Here is a 17,320-nt window from a genome sequence, read left to right on the forward strand (position 1 = left end):
GCAGGGGGCTTCATCAGGCCTTTCTGCCCGGTCGGCGGGGTCAGCCGGAGGTGGGCCGCCAGCTCTGGAGCACCGACTTGAACTGACTGCGCGTGACCGGCCAGCTCGCCTCGGGCGAGGACATGTAGATCGCGTACTCGACGTTGTCGCGGGAGAAGTACGTCTCCTCGACGGCGTGCCGCGGACCCGGATAGGGCGTGTCCTTGGGCAGTGCGGTCCAGGTGTACTCCCACAGCGAGGCCGGACGGTCCCGGAAGGTCTCGGCCCGCAGCGTCACCTGGTGGTAGTCGACCAGGCGCCGCAACTGCTTCTCCAGGTCGACCTGGTGGTCGTACGCGCTGGGGAACTGCGGCGAGTCGGAGACGGCGATGCGGATGAAGTGCCGGCCGCCGTCGGGGGTGTAGTCGACCTGGCGGAGCGCCTCGTTGGACACCACCCGCTGCCAGTTCGGGCCGGGCAGGCCGATGCTGAACCCGTAGGGGTCCTTGACCCGCGTCCAGCCGGCCGGGAGGCTGTCCGCCGCGCCGCCCCCGGACTTCCCGGACTTGCCGGACTTCCCCGTCTTCGTGGGGTGGGGCGAGGGGGACGTCTGCGCGGGCGCGGACGCGGAGGGGCCGTCGCCCTGCCGGCCGCCCGGGCCCCACTTCTGCAGCACCACCGCGGTGCCGCCGCCGACGACCGCGGCGAGGACCACCACGAGGGCGATGTTGCGCAGCCTGCGGCGCCGGGCGCCGCCGTTCGCCGTGCCGTGGCCGGGACCCACGACGGTGACGCCGGTCCCCGGCCGGTGCGGCCCGGGCCCCGGGGCGGGGACCTGGCCCTGAGCGGCGGAGGCTGCCGAATCGAAGGCCGGGGCACCGCCCGGTGCGCCGCCGGGCTGCCCGCCCTCCCCGAAGGGGGCGGCGCCGTAGGGGCTCCCGGCCGCGCCGTGCCCTCCCGCGGTCCCGTACGGCCCGGCCGCGCCGTGCTGACCGGCGGTCCCGTACGGCCCGGTCCCGTCGTGGCCGCCGGTCGCTCCCTGCGGGTTCGTCCCGTGCTGGCCGGTGGTCCCGTGCTGCCCGGTCGTCGCGTGCTGCCCCGTCCCCGGGTGGTAGCCGGACTGCTGGGTGGTCGGGACGTACGCCTGTGCGTGACTCGGCCGCCGCCCCTCCGCGGCCTCCGCGAGCATCAGCTCGGCCGCCGCCGCGTCCGGCCGGGCGGCCGGGTCCTTGCGCAGCAGCGCGGCGATGACCGGCGTGAGCGGACCGGCGTGGGTCGTCTCACGGGGCTCCTCGTCGACGACCGCCTGCATGGTGGTCAGCGGGGAGGTGCGGCGGAACGGCGACAGGCCCTCCACCGCCGTGTACAGCGTGGCGCCCAGCGCCCACAGGTCGGAGGCCGGGCCCGGGTCGTGGCCGCGGACCCGCTCGGGGGCGAGGTAGTCGACCGAGCCGACGACCTCGCCGGTGCGGGTGATGGTGGTGTCGCCCTCGATCTGGGCGATGCCGAAGTCGGTGAGCAGGACCCGGCCGTCCTGGGAGAGCAGGACGTTGCCGGGCTTGACGTCACGGTGCAGGACACCGGCCGCGTGCGCGGCGCACAGGGCGCGCAGCACCCACAGCCCGACGCGTGCGGCCTCGGCCGGTTCCAGCCGGCCCTGCTCCTTGACCGCGTCCGCCAGCGACTGGCCCTCGACCAGCTCCATCACGATCCACGGGCGGCCGTCGTGTTCGAGCACGTCGTGCACGGTGACCACGGCGGAGTGGTTGATCCGTGCCGCCGCGCGCGCCTCGGCCCGGGTACGTGCCAGGAGGACCGCCTGGTCGCTCTCCGAGACGTACAGCGCGGCGGTCAACTCCTTTATCGCCACGGCCCGGTGCAGCACCTCGTCGTGCGCGCGCCAGACCCGGCCCATGCCGCCGCTGCCGATCGAGTCGGCGAGCCGGTAGCGTCCGGCGAGCAGCTGGCCCTGCATCTGATTCACGTTTCCCCGCAATGTTCTTGACGGAGCCAGCGTAGGGACCGGCCCTCCGGCAGGGAACCGGCGGGGGTGCCAAGAAACCGCACTGTGACAGTTGTCGCTTCCCGAGGTTCGGGGGAACTGACGGGACGCCTGGGGTTCACCCGGTGTACCGGTACGTCGCCGACGCCTGGTCGTACAACTTGCTCACCTGGTCCCGCTGGGACTCCGGACCCCGCACCTGCACGACGTGGTAGCGGCCGTCGAGGAGGACGGCGAGGTTGCGCACGAACAGCTGCCGGCCGCCCGCGCCGCTCCAGGTGAACTGCCCCTCGGCCATGGTCTTCCCGCCCACCTGGATGGTCCGCATCCCGGACGAGGTGGCCCAGCTGGAGTCGCGGTAGCCCTGCAGTTCGCGTTCCGACTCCCGCTGGTACACCATCGGGTCGCTGCCGAAGCGGGCCGCGCTGTCCCGTCCGGGCACCACGATCAGCTCGAAGTCCCCGTGCGCGTAGACCACCTGGCCCAGGCTGTTCTTCGGCGTACGGCTCCAGCCGTTCGCGACGGCGATCCGGAATCCGGCGGCGTCCTTGCGCAGGGTGAAGCCGCCGGGCACGCCGGCGCCGGTGGTCTGCGTCCCGGCCGCGCCGGACGACCGCGAGGGACTGCCGCCGCCGTCGGCCGTGCTCCGGCCGGTCCCGGGCGCGCCGCTCACCTCGGAGCCGCCCGAGGACTCAGGCGCGGGACTCTCCCGTCCCGCGGCGCCCGTACGGTCACCGCCGGGCCTGCCGCCGTCGCCGGAGCGGTCGGACTTCGGCAGGAACAGCATCGCGTACGCGACCGCCGCGGCCAGCAGGACCAGCACCAGCAGGAGCAGGAGCCGCCCCAGGCTGCGCGGCGAACGGGTCTCCTGTCCGGCCCGCTTGTGCCGCCCGTGGTGGGCGGGCAGCGCGGCGCGCCGTCTGCGCACCAGCTCGCCGCGGCGGCGCACGATCGGCAGCCGGGCCGGGTCGGCGGGCGGTGCGGACACGACATGCGCCCCCGCCTCCGGCTCGGGCGCGGACCGCACCAGCGAGCGCAGCCAGCCGCCCAGTTCCTCGAAGTCGAGCCGGTCGGTGGGATCCTGACGCAGCAGCGACTCCACCACCGGGCGCAGCGGACCGCACTCCTCCGCGAAGGCGGGCGGCTCGGCGCACACCATCTGCACCAGCTCGGCGGTCGACTCCTCCGGGTAGGGGGCGTGCCCCTGCACCGCCCGGAAGAGCAGCGCGCCCAGCGCCCACAGGTCGGTGGCGGGCCCGATCGGCGCGGCGAGCTGCCAGTTCGCGTGGACCGGCCCGGCCTGCTCGGGCGCCCAGCGCTCGGTCACCGGTCCCACCACCGTCATCCGCGCCTGCCGCGCCCGCTCGGCGGCCAGCGCGGTCCCGGGCCCCCGCCGTACGGCGGCCCCGCCGCCCCCGGTGGAGCGGTCGTCCCAGCGGGCGGCGGAGGGGGTGCCGGCGCCGGGCGCCACAGCACCGGTGGGCAGGTCGCCCGCGGACGGGCCGCCGGCGTACGGCGCGCCGGGTGGCGGGGCGGCGGCGGGCGGGTGGGCTGCGGGCCGTCCTCCGGCCGGCCGGTCCGCGACGGCCGGGCCCAGGGCGGGCGGCTCGAAGACGGAACGGGCCGGGCCGGACGCGCCCGGCGGGGCGCCCTCGGGGCCGGCCGCCGGGAGGGCCGTACGTCCCTGCGCACCGCTCCCGGGGCCCCCGGCGGGCGTCCTGCCGTCCTCGGCACCCCCCGGCCGCGGCGCGGCTCCGCCCCAGGGCGCCGCCCCTACCCCGTAGGGATCGGCGATCTGACCGGGCGGCACACCGCGCCCCGCACCCCCGTCCGGCGTCCGGGCACCGGGCAACGCGCCGTGAACTCCCGGGTTCCCGGCGGGCGGACGGGCACCGGGCGGTGTGCCCTGCCCCTGGCTCTCCGCGGGCGGGCGGGCGCCGGGCAGGGCGGTGCGTGGGCTCTGCTGTGCCTCCTGGACGCGGGCCGCCGCTCGCGCGCCCGCGCGGTACGCGGCGATCGCGCCGGCGCGCGCCGCCCTGATGTCGTCGCCGGTCTCCGGCGTGCGCCGCACCAGCGCTCCCGCCGCGCCCGCGCCGCTTTCCGTCTCTCCCCCGGGCAGCGGCAGCGCACCGGCCGCCCGCGCCTCGATCGCGGCCCGCCGGGCCGCCTCGGGGTCGGCGGCGGACTCCGGTTTGCCGAAGCCCCGCGAGCCACCGGGTCCACCCGCACCGCCGACGCCACTCGTACCCGGGCCGCCCGCGCCACCGGGGCCGCCCGCGCCGCTCAGGCCCGGGCCACCGGCACCACCGGTACCCCTTGCATCCCAGCCACCCGCCCCGCCCGGAGCATCCGTCCTCCCCCACTCGCGGCCGGTCGCGCCGTGTCCCGCACCGCCGCCGAAACCCTCACCGCCCGCGGCGGCCGCCGGTGCACCGCCCGCGACCGCGCCGCCGGGCCCGCCGTACGGTCCGGGCTCTGCGCCCGGACCCACCGCCGGGTGCGGGGCCGCCCCCACCGCGTCGGCCGGGCCGCCGTCCGCGCCCGCCTCGTCGTCCGGGGCGGGGACCGGGTCGTACCCGCACAGCGCCTCCTCCGCGGCGCCGACCGCGAGGCCGGTCAGCATCACCCGGCCGTCGTCGCAGACCATCACCGTGCGGGAGGTGATGTTGCGGTGCACCCAGCCGTGGCCGTGCAGGACCCTGAGCGCCATGAGTATGTCGGAGGCCACCTCGGCCGCACGGTAGGGCGTCAGCGGCCGCTCGGCCAGCAGCGCCGCCAGCGGGCGCGCGGCGACCAGCTCACTGGCGATCCACAGCGAGCCGCCCTCCGCGAACACGTCGAAGACCTGGTCGAGCCGGGGATGGTCGGGGATCCGCGCGGCGGCCTGTGCGGCCTCTACCGCCCGCCGTACCGCCGGGTCGGCGGGCTGCCGCGTGGCCCCGGAGTCCGCGCGGGAGCCGCGCGCCGGGGGCGCGCCCCACCCCGTACGCCCCCCAGGGCCGCCGGGGCCTGCGGGCTCACCCGGCCCCCCGGGCCTGCGGAAGACACCGTCGCGGGCCGTGAACCCTTCCGGCAGCCCGTCCGCGTCCAGTACCTCCGCCTCGACGACCTCGGGCAACGGCACCTGGCGCAGCAGGACTTCCTGCCCGCTGTACGTGTCGAAGGCCCGCGTCTCGGTGAGTTCGTACGCGTCGGACGGGGGCAGCGGCAGCCGGTAGCGGTCGGCGAGAACCCGGCCCGCGTAGTCGTCCACGTTGCCTCCCCCGGCCGCACGTTCGGTCAAATGCGTTCGCCACGCGTCCCGTTCCCGATGCTCACGGTCCGCAACCACTCACGATACGTGCCGCAGGCAACCCGCAAGAGGGGAAGCCGGATCTCACTTGGGTTCGAACGTCTTCGCCAGTGTCCGCCAGGTGTTCCTGCGCAGGTCGCTGTCCCACTTGTCGGCCTTCGCCGTGTACATGAGGGCGTAGCCGAGGTGGTCGCCGACCACGAAACCGCGGTCCACCGTGCGGTACTTGGTGCCGTCCTCGGTGTAGGTGAACTCCCAGTCCGCGGCGTTCCACCCCCGGTAGCCCACCTTCTCGATGCGGACGCGGTGGTAGTCGGAGCGCCGCATGTAGTCCTCCTGGCTCTGCCAGTCGGCCACGGGGTCGTCCTTGGGCGTCGACGTCCAGGCGACGAGCAGCTTCTGCCCGTCCGGACCGGTGAAACGGGCACCCGAGGACCCGGTGGTCGTGTACTTCCAGCCCTTGGGCAGCCCGATGGAGAAGCCCTGGTCGCCCTTGTACGTGGTGGCCGCGCCGTCGTCACCGGAACCGTGGCCGGAGCCCGGTCCGGAGCCGGTGTCCGAGGTGCCGGAGGCGTCGCCGCCCGGGGTGCCGGTGCCCTGGCCCGCGGTCCGCGAGGCGTCCGTGGCCGTCGCCGAACCGGTCTGCTTCCCGTCCGTCCCCCCGGCGTTGCCCTTGCCGTGCCCGGCCGCCGCGCTCCCGGTGGCCGTCGCGCCGGCCGACGTACCGGCGCCGCCGTTCTTGGAGTCCTTGTCGTCGTCGCCGCTGAAGGCGATGGTCAGCACCGTGCCGATCACGGCGAGCACCACGACCACGGCGATGATCACCAGGGTCCGCTTGGGCACCACGTCCGTGAGCGGCGCCCTGGGCACCGGACGCGGGGGCAGGTCCAGGTCCGGCGGCGGTACCACGGGCCAGCCGCCACCGGCCCGCCCGGTCTGCGTCCCGCCCGCCGCCGCACCGGCCCCCTTGCCGGTCCCGGCCGCGCCCCCGCTCCCGGTTCCCTTCCCGCTGCCGCTGCCCGTGGTGTTCCCGGCCGTCGCTCCGGTGGCACCGCCGGCGGCGGAACCGCCCGCGGTCCCCGTCCCGCCGGCCGCGCGGCCCGCGCCAGCCGCCCCCGAGGCCGCCGTGCCGGGGCCGTCCGCCGCCTGCTTGGTACGGGACGCGGCGCCCGCGGTCGCCGTCCCGGCCGCCTTGCGCACGGACCGCAGCGCACCGCGCAGCCGGTCGGCCGCCTCCTCGCCCCGCTTGCCTCCCGCACCGGCACCCGAGCGGGAACCGGAATCAGTGCCTGCCGCCCCCGCAGCGGCCCCGGACTTCTTCGTACCGCCCTTGCCCGACCGCCGGTCCGGCTGCCCGGGCAGCGGTACGACCTTCGTCGCGTCCGCCGGGGGCTCGGGCTCCGCCGCCGCACCGCGCTCGGGCGCCCTGATGACGGCGTTGAGCATCGCGCGGGCGCCCGCGTCGTCGAGGCGCTTCTCCGGGTCCTTGTTGAGCAGGCCGAAGATGACGTCCCGCAGCGGCCCCGCGTTCTTGGGCTCCTCCAGGGGCTCGGTCATCACCGCGGTCAGCGTGGCGATGGCCGATCCCTTGTCGTACGGCGGGGAGCCCTCCACCGCCGCGTACAGCAGACCGCCGAGCGACCACAGGTCGGCCGCCGGGCCGGGCTTGTGGCCGCGGGCCCGCTCCGGGGAGATGTAGGACGGCGCGCCGACGAGCATGCCGGTCGAGGTGATGGACGGGTCGCCCTCGACCTGGGCGATGCCGAAGTCGGTGAGCACGACCCGGCCGTCCTCCGCGATGAGCACGTTGGAGGGCTTCACGTCGCGGTGCAGGATGCCCTGACGGTGCGCGGAACGCAGCACGTCGAGGACGGCGAGCCCGACCTCGGCGGCCCGCCGCGGCTCCAGCAGGCCGTCCTCGCGGATCACCTCGGCCAGGGACTTGCCCTCGACCAGTTCCATGACGATCCACGGCCGGTCGTCCTCGTCGACCACGTCGAAGACGGTCACGGCGCTGGTGTTGCGGATGCGCGCGATGGCCTTGGCCTCACGCAGCGTCCGTGTGATCAGGCGCCGCTTCTCCTCCTCGTCGATGTTCGACGGGAACCGCAGTTCCTTGACGGCGACCGTCCGCCCCAGGGTCTCGTCCTCGGCCCGCCACACCGTGCCCATGCCGCCGCGGCCGAGCACGTCTCCCAGCCGGTACCGCCCGGCGAGAAGACGCTCGCTGTTGTCCTGACGAGTGTCCTGACGGGATGCCCCCGCCCGCTCCGCCTCCGACATGCGTCCCCTCATGCAACCCGCCCTGACAGAGGCTCCATTGTCCCTCACCCGACAAGTGCTCGACGCCCAGGGTGCCCTGTGCGGACCCGCCGGGGCGCGGCGGGACCGCCGCTGAACAGCGCGTGTGACACGGCGTGATGACGGCCGGTGACGAAACCCTTCTACGTCGCCCCCTTCTCTCCCGCTTCCTCCCCCCTCTCCTCCCCCGGCGGTCCCGCGAACCGCCCCGCAACCGGCGTCCTAACCGCCCTGCCGACCGCCCGCCGACCTGCGTCCGAACCGCCCTGAACCCGCATCCGGGACCCACGTACGCACGACCCCGGGACCGGCCTCCGGGACGCGCCTGCGAACCGTGCCTCAGACCCGCCCTCGAAGTGCGTCGAATTCCCTTCCGGCCGGGCCCTGGAGTGACTCGGAGCCCTCCGGGCCCGGCCCCGGCGGCCCGCGCCTACAGCGGCACGATGTCCGGTGCCCCCAGCCGCGCCGCGTCGGCCGTCAGGTCGTCGGGCTGGCGCTGCGACTCCCGCTCCGCCTCGACCCGCTTCTGGTAGTGCTCCACCTCGCGTTCGATCTGGTCCTCGTCCCAGCCCAGGACGGGCGCCATCAGCTCGGCGGCCTCGCGCGCGCTGCGCGTGCCCCGGTCGAAGGTCTCGATGGATATGCGGGTGCGCCGGGTCAGCACGTCGTCCAGGTGCCGGGCGCCCTCGTGGGAGGCCGCGTAGACGACCTCGGCGCGCAGGTAGTCGTCCGCGGCCTTCAGCGGCGCACCGAGGGAGGGGTCCTGGGCGATGAGGTCGAGGACTTCCCGCGCCGCCGTCCCGTACCGGTTCAGCAGGTGCTCGACGCGCACCACGTGGATCCCGGTCTCGGCGGCGATGCGCGCCCGCGCGTTCCACAGCGCCTGGTAGCCCTCCGCGCCGAACAGCGGGGTCTCCTCGGTGACGCAGTCGGCGACGCGCATGTCCAGGCCGTGCACCGCCTCGTCGACGGCGTCCTTGGCCATCACCCGGTAGGTGGTGTACTTGCCGCCCGCGACGACCACCAGCCCGGGCACCGGGTGCGCCACGGTGTGCTCGCGCGAGAGTTTGCTGGTGGCGTCGGACTCGCCGGCCAGCAGGGGCCGCAGGCCCGCGTAGACGCCCTCCACGTCGTCGCGGGTCAGCGGCACCGCGAGCACCGAGTTGACGTGCTCCAGCAGGTAGTCGATGTCGGCGCTGGAGGCGGCCGGGTGGGCCTTGTCCAGGTCCCAGTCGGTGTCGGTGGTGCCGATGATCCAGTGGCGCCCCCAGGGGATGACGAACAGGACGGACTTCTCGGTGCGCAGGATCAGACCGGTGGAGGAGTGGATGCGGTCCTTGGGCACGACGAGGTGGATGCCCTTGGAGGCGCGGACGTGGAACTGGCCGCGCTCGCCCACCATCGCCTGCGTGTCGTCCGTCCACACGCCGGTCGCGTTGACGACCTGCTGGGCGCGGACCTCGTACTCGTCGCCGCCCTCGACGTCCCGCACCCGCGCGCCGACCACGCGCTCGCCCTCGCGCAGGAACCCGGTGACCCGCGCGCGGTTGGCGGCCAGCGCGCCGTACGACACGGCGGTGCGCACCAGGGTCGCCACGAAGCGGGCGTCGTCCATCTGGGCGTCGTAGTACTGCAGGGCGCCGACCAGGGCATCCTTCTTCAGGCAGGGGGCCACGCGCAGGGCGTGACGGCGGCTCAGGTGGCGGTGCAGGGGCAGTCCGCGGCCGTGGCCGCGGGCCATCGACATGCCGTCGTAGAGCGCGACGCCCGAGCCCGCGTACAGCCGCTCCCATCCGGTGTGCTGGAGCGGGTACAGGAACGGCACCGGCTTGACCAGGTGCGGAGCCAGCCGTTCCAGCAGCAGGCCGCGTTCCTTCAGCGCCTCGCGCACCAGGGCGAAGTCGAGCATCTCCAGGTAGCGCAGGCCGCCGTGTATCAGTTTGCTGGACCGGCTGGAGGTGCCGGACGCCCAGTCGCGCGCCTCGACGATGCCGGTGGACAGACCGCGCGTGACCGCGTCCAGGGCCGTGCCCGCGCCCACCACGCCGCCACCCACGACCAGAATGTCCAGCTCACGCCCGGCCATTGCCGCCAGTGACTCGGCGCGCTGCGCCGGCCCCAGTGTCGCTGTCCTCACTGCTGCCTCCCGCTCTCGGTCGAGCCGGCCGCACCCGTCGGGCGAAGCCCCGTCCCATCCGTCTCCAGTACCCCTCGCGTTCTCCCCTGCCCAAATTCTGACCGGGTTGCCCGTCTTCAGCCACCAGTCGCCCCCAGCCTGTGGACAACTCCCACCGGTTCACCCAGAAACACGCTGGTCAATCCCGCAAAACGGTCATATTTACTCCTAGTCTGACATTGCAATCGCTCGTCCTGTCCACCGGACTTGCGTGCCCGCACCACCTCGGTTATTGGGAAGGACGGCCCACGCCATGCCCGCAGATCTCGCCGTCATCGGACTCGGTCCTCTCGGCCTGCCCCTGGCCCAGGCCGCCGTAGCCGCCGGTGTCCCCACGCTCGGGTACCGCATCGGGGAGGAACCCGGCTCGCTCAGCGCCGCCGAACTGCGCCGGATGCTCTCGGGGGGCTTCCGGCCGGCCACCAACCCCGCCGAGCTGGGCCGGGTGCGCACCGCCGTGATCTGCGCGCCCACCCCGCGCGGCGCCGACGGCGGGTTCGACCTGGGGCAGGTGGAGACCGCCGCCCGCGCTCTGGCCGGACACCTGCGCCCGCACACCACGGTGATCCTGGAGTCACCCGTCCACCCCGGGACCACGGACGCCTTCCTGCGCCCGCTCCTGGAGGAGGGCTCCGGGCTCCTCGCCGGCCGCGACTTCCACCTCGCCTACTCCCCCAGCCGCGTCGACCCCGGCAACCGCGACGTCACCCCGGCCAACACGCCGAAGGTGATCGGCGGCCTCACCCCGGCCTGCACCGAGTCCGCCGCCGCCTTCTACGGCCGCCTCACCGACAAGGTGGTCCGCGCGCGCGGCCTGCGGGAGGCGGAGACGGTCCACCTCCTGGAGACCAACTACCGGCACGTCAACATCGCCCTCGTCAACGAGATGGCCGTGCTCTGCCACGACCTCGGCGTCGACCTGTGGGACGTGGTCCGCTGCGCCGAGACAAAACCGTTCGGCTTCCAGGCCTTCCGCCCGGGCCCCGGCGTGGGCGGCCCCGGCCTTCCCCAGGACATGTCCGGCACGGCCGGCCGCGGCCTGCGCATGGTGGAACTCGCCCAGCAGGTCAACAGCCGCATGCCCCGCTACGTCGTCCAGCGCGCCGCCGCCCTGCTCAACGAGCACGGCAAGTCGGCGCGCGGCGCCCGCGTCCTCCTCCTGGGCGTCACCTACAAGCCCGACCTCGCCGACCTCCAGGGCACGCCTGCCGAGGAGATCGCCGACCGCCTGACGGGCCTGGGCGCCTGCGTCAGCTACCACGACCCGTACGTGCCCGCCTGGAGCGTCCAGGACCGCCCCGTCCCCCGCGCGGACGCCCTCTACGAGGCGGTGGCCGACGCCGACCTGACGATCCTGCTCCAGCACCACCGGACGTACGACCTGCAAGGCCTGTCGGTGAAGGCGCAGCTGCTCCTCGACACCCGCGGCGCGGCCCCGCTGGGGGCGGCGCATCGGTTGTGAAAGGGGGCGCGTGGGTGCTTGGGCGGTCGGCGATGGTGGCACGCGGGGCGCTGCGCGGGTACCTTGCGGAGACAGGCGGGGCCGGTCGAACAGGCCACTACGGCAGGCCCGCGGATGGATCAGGGAGTGTCCGCCCCCAGGTCTCGCGGGGACGGCCTCTCACCATCACGCCGACAAGGTGGAGCCCACCGCAGGGGCTACAGCAACGGGCTCCTGGCCGCTACTCGGAGTGTCCACCCCTAGTTGACATAGGGGTGGCCGCCCAGCGGCTGTAATCCGCAAGATCCACCTCCTCCGGAACTTCACCAGCCGAAGCCGGAGGCGATCCCAGCGGGTGGGCCTGCGGTGACGGCCCATGGGCACGCCCCCGACCAGGGCCACTCGGGCATGCGGAAGGGCCGGTCGCCCCACCCGGGGCGACCGGCCCTTCCCGGTCTCACTCGATCTCGGCGCTCACCGCTTGTGCTGCGCGTCCGCCACCGTCACCTCGACGCGCTGGAACTCCTTCAGCTCGCTGTAGCCGGTCGTGGCCATGGCGCGGCGCAGGGCGCCGAAGAAGTTCATCGAGCCGTCCGGGGTGTGCGAGGGGCCGGTGAGGACCTCCTCGATGGTGCCGACGGTGCCGAGGTCGACCTTCTGGCCGCGCGGCAGCTCCACGTTGACGGCCTCCATGCCCCAGTGGTGCCCCTTGCCGGGCGCGTCGGTCGCGCGGGCGAGCGGGGAGCCCATCATCACGGCGTCCGCGCCGCAGGCGATCGCCTTGGGCAGGTCACCGGACCAGCCGACGCCGCCGTCCGCGATCACGTGCACGTATCGGCCGCCGGACTCGTCCATGTAGTCGCGGCGGGCGGCGGCCACGTCCGCGACGGCGGTGGCCATGGGGACCTGGATGCCCAGCACGTTGCGCGTGGTGTGCGCGGCGCCGCCGCCGAAGCCGACCAGCACGCCGGCCGCGCCGGTGCGCATCAGGTGCAGGGCCGCGGTGTAGGTGGCGCAGCCGCCGACGATCACCGGGACGTCCAGCTCGTAGATGAACTGCTTCAGGTTCAGCGGCTCGTGCGAGGAGGAGACGTGCTCGGCGGAGACCGTGGTGCCGCGGATGACGAAGATGTCCACGCCCGCGTCGACGACGGCCTTGGAGAACTGGGCGGTGCGCTGCGGGGAGAGCGCGGCGGCGGTGACCACACCGGAGTCGCGCACCTCCTTGATGCGCGCACCGATCAGCTCCTCCTTGATGGGAGCGGCGTAGATCTCCTGCAGGCGGCGGGTCGCGGCCTCGGCGGGCAGCTCGGTGATCTCGTCCAGCAGCGGCTGCGGGTCCTCGTGGCGGGTCCACAGGCCTTCGAGGTTGAGCACGCCGAGGCCGCCCAGCTCACCGATGCGGATCGCGGTGGCCGGGGAGACGACGGAGTCCATGGGGGCGGCCAGGAAGGGCAGCTCGAACCGGTAGGCGTCGATCTGCCAGGCGATCGAGACCTCCTTCGGGTCCCGCGTACGGCGGCTGGGGACGACGGCGATGTCGTCGAAGGCGTACGCCCGGCGGCCGCGCTTGCCGCGCCCGATCTCGATCTCAGTCACGTCTGTGGCCTTTCCCTGATGCGTTGCAGCGTCTTCCAGTATCGCCGACACCCATGACAAGGGCGGCCCCGGTGCGCCCGGGGCCGCCCTCCACGTCGCCGGCGGTGCTCCCCGAGCGCGGCTCTACGCGCGCGGGGAGGACTTCCGGCTCACTTCTTGCTGCTGTAGTTCGGCGCCTCGACGGTCATCTGGATGTCGTGCGGGTGGGACTCCTTGAGGCCCGCCGAGGTGATCCGGACGAACCGGCCCTTGGACTCCATCTCCTCGATGGTGGCGGCACCGACGTACCCCATGGTCTGGCGCAGGCCGCCGACGAGCTGGTGCAGCACGTTGGCGAGCGGTCCGCGGTAGGGGACCTGGCCCTCGATGCCCTCGGGCACGAGCTTCTCGTCGGCGGTCACGTCGGCCTGGAAGTAGCGGTCCTTCGAGTACGACCTGCCCTGGCCGCGGGACTGCATGGCGCCCAGCGAGCCCATGCCGCGGTACGACTTGAACTGCTTGCCGTTGATGAAGAGCAGCTCGCCCGGGGACTCCTCGCAGCCGGCGAGGAGGCTGCCCAGCATCACCGTGTCGGCGCCGGCGGCCAGCGCCTTGCCGATGTCACCGGAGTACTGCAGACCGCCGTCACCGATCAGCGGGACGCCGGCGGCGCGGGCCGCGAGGGAGGCCTCGTAGATGGCGGTGACCTGGGGAACGCCGATGCCGGCGACGACGCGGGTGGTGCAGATGGAGCCCGGGCCCACGCCCACCTTGATGCCGTCCACGCCGGCGTCGATCAGTGCCTGGGCTCCGTCGCGGGTGGCGACGTTGCCGCCGATCACGTCGACGCCCACGCTCGACTTGATCTTGGACATCCAGCTCAGGGCGTTGCTGTTGTGGCCGTGCGAGGTGTCCACGACGAGGAAGTCGGCACCGGCCTCGGTGAGCGCCTGGGCGCGCTCCAGCGCCTCCGGGCTGGCGCCGACGGCGGCGCCGACGAGCAGCCGGCCCTCGGCGTCCTTCGCGGCGTTGGGGTACTTCTCGGCCTTGACGAAGTCCTTGACCGTGATCAGGCCCTTGAGGACGCCGTCGTCGTCCACCAGCGGCAGCTTCTCGATCTTGTGCTTGCGCAGCAGCTCCATGGCGTCGGGGCCGGAGATGCCCACCTTGCCGGTGACCAGCGGCATCGGGGTCATGACCTCGTGCACGCGGCGGCCGCGGTCGCTCTCGAAGGCCATGTCGCGGTTGGTCACGATGCCGAGCAGCTTGCCGGCCGGGTCGGTGACCGGGACACCGCTGATGCGGAACTTCGCGCACAGGGCGTCGGCCTCGGCGAGCGTGGCCTCCGGGTGCACCGTGATCGGGTCGGTGACCATGCCGGACTCCGACCGCTTCACCAGGTCGACCTGGTTGGCCTGGTCCTCGATGGAGAGGTTGCGGTGCAGCACGCCGACGCCGCCCAGCCGGGCCATCGCGATCGCCATGCGGGACTCGGTCACCTTGTCCATCGCCGCCGACAGCAGCGGGATGTTCACCCGGACGTTGCGGGAGATGCGGGACGAGGTGTCGACCGCGTTGGGGAGCACCTCGGATGCGCCCGGCAGCAGCAGCACGTCGTCGTAGGTCAGCCCGAGTGTCGCGAATTTCTCGGGCACTCCGTCGACGTTTGCAGTCATGACACCTTCCCCAAATGGCCTTGATCGGTGCGGATGTCCATGCTAACGGGAAGCGGAGGCGTCTCATTCCACGACGAAGGACCGCCCCGGGCTTCGTATCTTCCTACGACACCGGCGCGCGGCCGGTCCAACGGACGTCCGGCTACTGCTCGGCGAGGGCCCGCAGCCTGCTCAGCGCCCGGTGCTGGGCCACCCGGACGGCTCCCGGTGACATTCCCAACATCTGCCCGGTCTCCTCCGCGGTCAAGCCGACCGCGATGCGCAGGAGCAACAGCTCGCGCTGGTTCTCCGGGAGGTTGGCGAGGAGTTTCTTCGCCCACTCGGCGTCGCTGCTGAGCAGGGCGCGCTCTTCCGGGCCGAGGGAGTCGTCGGGGCGCTCGGGCATCTCGTCGGAGGGCACGGCCGTCGAACCGGGGTGGCGCATCGCCGCGCGCTGGAGGTCGGCCACCTTGTGGGAGGCGATGGCGAAGACGAACGCCTCGAAGGGGCGGCCGGTGTCGCGGTAGCGCGGCAGGGCGAGGAGGACGGCGACGCAGACCTCCTGGGCCAGGTCCTCGACGAAGTGGCGCGCGTCGCCCGGCAGCCGCGACAGGCGGGTGCGGCAGTAGCGCAGCGCGAGGGGGTGGACGCGGGCGAGCAGGTCGTGCGTGGCCTGCTCGTCGCCGTCGACGGCCCGGTGCACCAGCGCACCGATCGCCCCTGGGGCAACTGCCGCCTCGTCGTCGCGCATCGGTCCATCGTGCCTTGGCGTCGTCTGCTCCGCGGCACCGCCTTCGCGGTTGTGCACCGAAGCGTTATGAGCGGGTGCGCCGGAACCCATCCCCTGCACCCTCCCATTCCGCTCGACCGACTCGTCCCCGAGGAACTCCACACCTCCAAGGATGCGGCATCCGCGGCGAAACGAGCACCGGCCGCCCGGCGGGCCGCACGGTCGGTGGTACCCGGGGTGCGACGGGCGACACCGCCGGGCCCCCGCTCAAGGACCCTTCGCGGGCCCCGTCTCCTCGCCCCCCGGCCGGCCTGCGCGTGCCCGGGAGGGCGCCCCGTCCGGACGGCGGCCGGGGTGCGGCTGCGGCCGCGGCACCCGTGTCCGCACGACCGCGGCACAGCCGTACGCTCGACCGGCACAGGCATACGCGCGACGGACGCAGGCGTACGCACGACCGGCGGAGCCGTACAGGCCCGGCCCGGCACAGTGGTACGCCCGACCGGCACAGGCGTACGCGCGACCGGCTGGCCGGCTGGCTGCACGGCGACTCGCCCTGGGGGCGGGCCCGGGCGGCACGCGCCGCGCGGATCCCGGGTCCTCGCGGCGAGACTCAGGTCCGGTCCGGCGGCTCATGCCGCGGACGTGAGGCGCGGCCCGCCCGTCCGCGGCGGCGTCGTCACTCGCCGGTTCCCCGACGCTCGACTCCGCTCGCGCGGGAGGACCCCTCTCGCCCGGCATCCTCCGCCGCCTTGCCGCTGCCCGCACCAGCCGGCTGACCTGGCCCGATCACCTGCCGTGCGTGCTTCGTGCCCTGATCCGCCGGACGGCCCTAACGGACCAGGCCCCACCGGAAACCGAGGGCCACCGCGTGCGCGCGGTCGGAGGCGCCGAGCTTCTTGAACAGGCGCCGGGCGTGTGTCTTGACGGTGTCCTCGGAGAGGAACAGCTCACGGCCGATCTCCGCGTTGGAGCGGCCGTGACTCATGCCTTCGAGGACCTGGATCTCACGCGCGGTGAGCGTGGGCGCGGCGCCCATCTCGGCCGAGCGCAGCCGGCGCGGGGCGAGCCGCCAGGTGGGGTCGGCGAGGGCCTGGGTCACCGTGGCGCGCAACTCCGCGCGGGAGGCGTCCTTGTGCAGATAGCCGCGGGCGCCGGCGGCCACGGCGAGCGCGACACCGTCGAGGTCCTCGGCGACCGTGAGCATGATGATGCGCGCACCGGGGTCGGCGGACAGCAGCCGCCGGACCGTCTCGACACCGCCCAGTCCGGGCATGCGCACGTCCATGAGGATGAGGTCCGAGCGGTCGGCACCCCAGCGGCGGAGGACTTCCTCGCCGTTGGCCGCCGTCGTCACACGCTCGACGCCGGGCACGGTCGCGACCGCGCGGCGGAGCGCCTCTCGGGCAAGCGGGGAGTCGTCGCAGACGAGGACGGATGTCATGGCCGCCCTCCGCAGCTGATGCGCGTCACCTTGAGCCTCCAGGCTGGTACGAAATCGTCACCTGTGCGGTCGACCGTCTCGGACGCCTGCCCGAGCACTTGTGTTTTCAACCGCCTCCGCACTCTCAACGACGGTCACTCGAAAGAGTTACGGGGCCGTACGCCGTTTTCGGCACTCTACGTGAGGGAGCGGACACGGTGCAGACACAGACGTCATACCCTCAACTTTTCATCACAAGCTATGCCCCATTCAGCCCCTTTTCTTCCCGTTTCTAGGTGTCTAGGGCTAGATTCGCAATGAGTCATATTTTCATCTCCTTAGATCGGAGATGTACGGTCGTTGGCACCGTATCCGCCACCGAACGGCTACAAGGGGTCACGCAATGGCAGATTTCTCCCGCCTTCCCGGACCGAATGCGGACCTGTGGGACTGGCAGCTGCTGGCTGCCTGCCGCGGAGTGGACAGCTCGCTCTTCTTCCATCCCGAGGGCGAGCGCGGGGCGGCTCGGAGCGCTCGAGAGAACTCGGCCAAGGAGGTCTGCATGAGGTGCCCGGTCCGTGCGGAGTGCGCGGCACACGCCCTGGCGGTGCGCGAGCCGTACGGAGTGTGGGGCGGCCTCACCGAGGACGAGCGCGAGGAGCTCATGGGGCGGGCACGGAACCGACTGGTGACGGCTTCGTCATCAAGCGGCGACACCGCTTCACATACCTGAAGGAACGTTTCTT

The 17,320-nt window shown here is 73.7% G+C and carries 10 protein-coding genes; 2 read left to right on the top strand and 8 right to left on the bottom strand.

What is annotated here, in order from left to right:
* Positions 1-40 precede the first annotated feature (40 nt).
* The 4 genes from ABZ719_RS04055 to ABZ719_RS04070 form a co-directional block, all read right to left on the bottom strand.
* Positions 41-1,954 carry a serine/threonine-protein kinase gene (locus ABZ719_RS04055; RefSeq protein WP_366723762.1) on the bottom strand — a complete coding sequence of 638 codons (1,914 nt, stop codon included), beginning with the start codon at positions 1,952-1,954 and terminating at the stop codon, positions 41-43.
* A 145-nt stretch (positions 1,955-2,099) separates the two neighbouring features.
* Positions 2,100-5,234 (bottom strand): protein kinase, encoded by a 3,135-nt coding sequence (locus ABZ719_RS04060; protein WP_366723670.1) that lies wholly within the window; start codon positions 5,232-5,234, stop codon positions 2,100-2,102.
* 123 nt (positions 5,235-5,357) lie between these two features.
* Positions 5,358-7,556, bottom strand: a complete 2,199-nt coding sequence (locus ABZ719_RS04065) for a serine/threonine-protein kinase (protein WP_366723671.1) — start codon at positions 7,554-7,556, stop codon at positions 5,358-5,360.
* 448 nt (positions 7,557-8,004) lie between these two features.
* Positions 8,005-9,711, bottom strand: a complete 1,707-nt coding sequence (locus ABZ719_RS04070; protein WP_366723672.1) for a glycerol-3-phosphate dehydrogenase/oxidase — start codon at positions 9,709-9,711, stop codon at positions 8,005-8,007.
* 292 nt (positions 9,712-10,003) lie between these two features.
* Between ABZ719_RS04070 and ABZ719_RS04075 the strand changes: the two genes are divergently transcribed.
* Complete coding sequence (locus tag ABZ719_RS04075; protein ID WP_366723673.1) at positions 10,004-11,212, top strand: nucleotide sugar dehydrogenase; 1,209 nt, start codon at positions 10,004-10,006, stop codon at positions 11,210-11,212.
* A gap of 453 nt (positions 11,213-11,665) precedes the next feature.
* On the opposite strand, the gene ABZ719_RS04080 is transcribed toward ABZ719_RS04075, so the two are convergent.
* From ABZ719_RS04080 to ABZ719_RS04095, 4 genes are all read right to left on the bottom strand, one after another.
* A complete protein-coding gene (locus ABZ719_RS04080) occupies positions 11,666-12,790 on the bottom strand; it encodes a GuaB3 family IMP dehydrogenase-related protein (protein WP_366723674.1) in 1,125 nt (374 codons plus the stop codon).
* A 149-nt stretch (positions 12,791-12,939) separates the two neighbouring features.
* On the bottom strand, positions 12,940-14,445 hold the full coding sequence (gene guaB, locus ABZ719_RS04085) for an IMP dehydrogenase (protein ID WP_366723675.1): 1,506 nt from the start codon (positions 14,443-14,445) through the stop codon (positions 12,940-12,942).
* A 142-nt stretch (positions 14,446-14,587) separates the two neighbouring features.
* Positions 14,588-15,175: a sigma-70 family RNA polymerase sigma factor gene (locus tag ABZ719_RS04090; RefSeq protein WP_026252030.1), complete on the bottom strand. Its 588-nt coding sequence runs from the start codon at positions 15,173-15,175 to the stop codon at positions 14,588-14,590.
* Positions 15,176-15,983: 808 nt separating this feature from the next.
* A complete protein-coding gene (locus ABZ719_RS04095; RefSeq protein WP_003948568.1) occupies positions 15,984-16,595 on the bottom strand; it encodes a response regulator transcription factor in 612 nt (203 codons plus the stop codon).
* Positions 16,596-16,977: 382 nt separating this feature from the next.
* On the opposite strand from ABZ719_RS04095, the gene ABZ719_RS04100 reads away from it, so the two are divergent.
* Entirely contained in the window at positions 16,978-17,307 is a 330-nt protein-coding gene (locus tag ABZ719_RS04100) for a WhiB family transcriptional regulator (protein WP_037858476.1), read from the top strand.
* Positions 17,308-17,320 lie beyond the last annotated feature (13 nt).

This window comes from Streptomyces sp. NPDC006743 (assembly GCF_040703815.1).
Taxonomy (GTDB): Bacteria; Actinomycetota; Actinomycetes; order Streptomycetales; family Streptomycetaceae; genus Streptomyces.

Coding starts and splice junctions, on each gene's coding strand:
- ABZ719_RS04075 (WP_366723673.1), top strand. CDS start 10,004: ATGCCCGCAGATCTCGCCGTCATCGGACTCGGTCCTCTCGGCCTGCCC.
- ABZ719_RS04090 (WP_026252030.1), bottom strand. CDS start 15,175: ATGCGCGACGACGAGGCGGCAGTTGCCCCAGGGGCGATCGGTGCGCTG.
- guaB (WP_366723675.1), bottom strand. CDS start 14,445: ATGACTGCAAACGTCGACGGAGTGCCCGAGAAATTCGCGACACTCGGG.
- ABZ719_RS04095 (WP_003948568.1), bottom strand. CDS start 16,595: ATGACATCCGTCCTCGTCTGCGACGACTCCCCGCTTGCCCGAGAGGCG.
- ABZ719_RS04065 (WP_366723671.1), bottom strand. CDS start 7,556: ATGTCGGAGGCGGAGCGGGCGGGGGCATCCCGTCAGGACACTCGTCAG.
- ABZ719_RS04100 (WP_037858476.1), top strand. CDS start 16,978: ATGGCAGATTTCTCCCGCCTTCCCGGACCGAATGCGGACCTGTGGGAC.
- ABZ719_RS04055 (WP_366723762.1), bottom strand. CDS start 1,954: ATGCAGGGCCAGCTGCTCGCCGGACGCTACCGGCTCGCCGACTCGATC.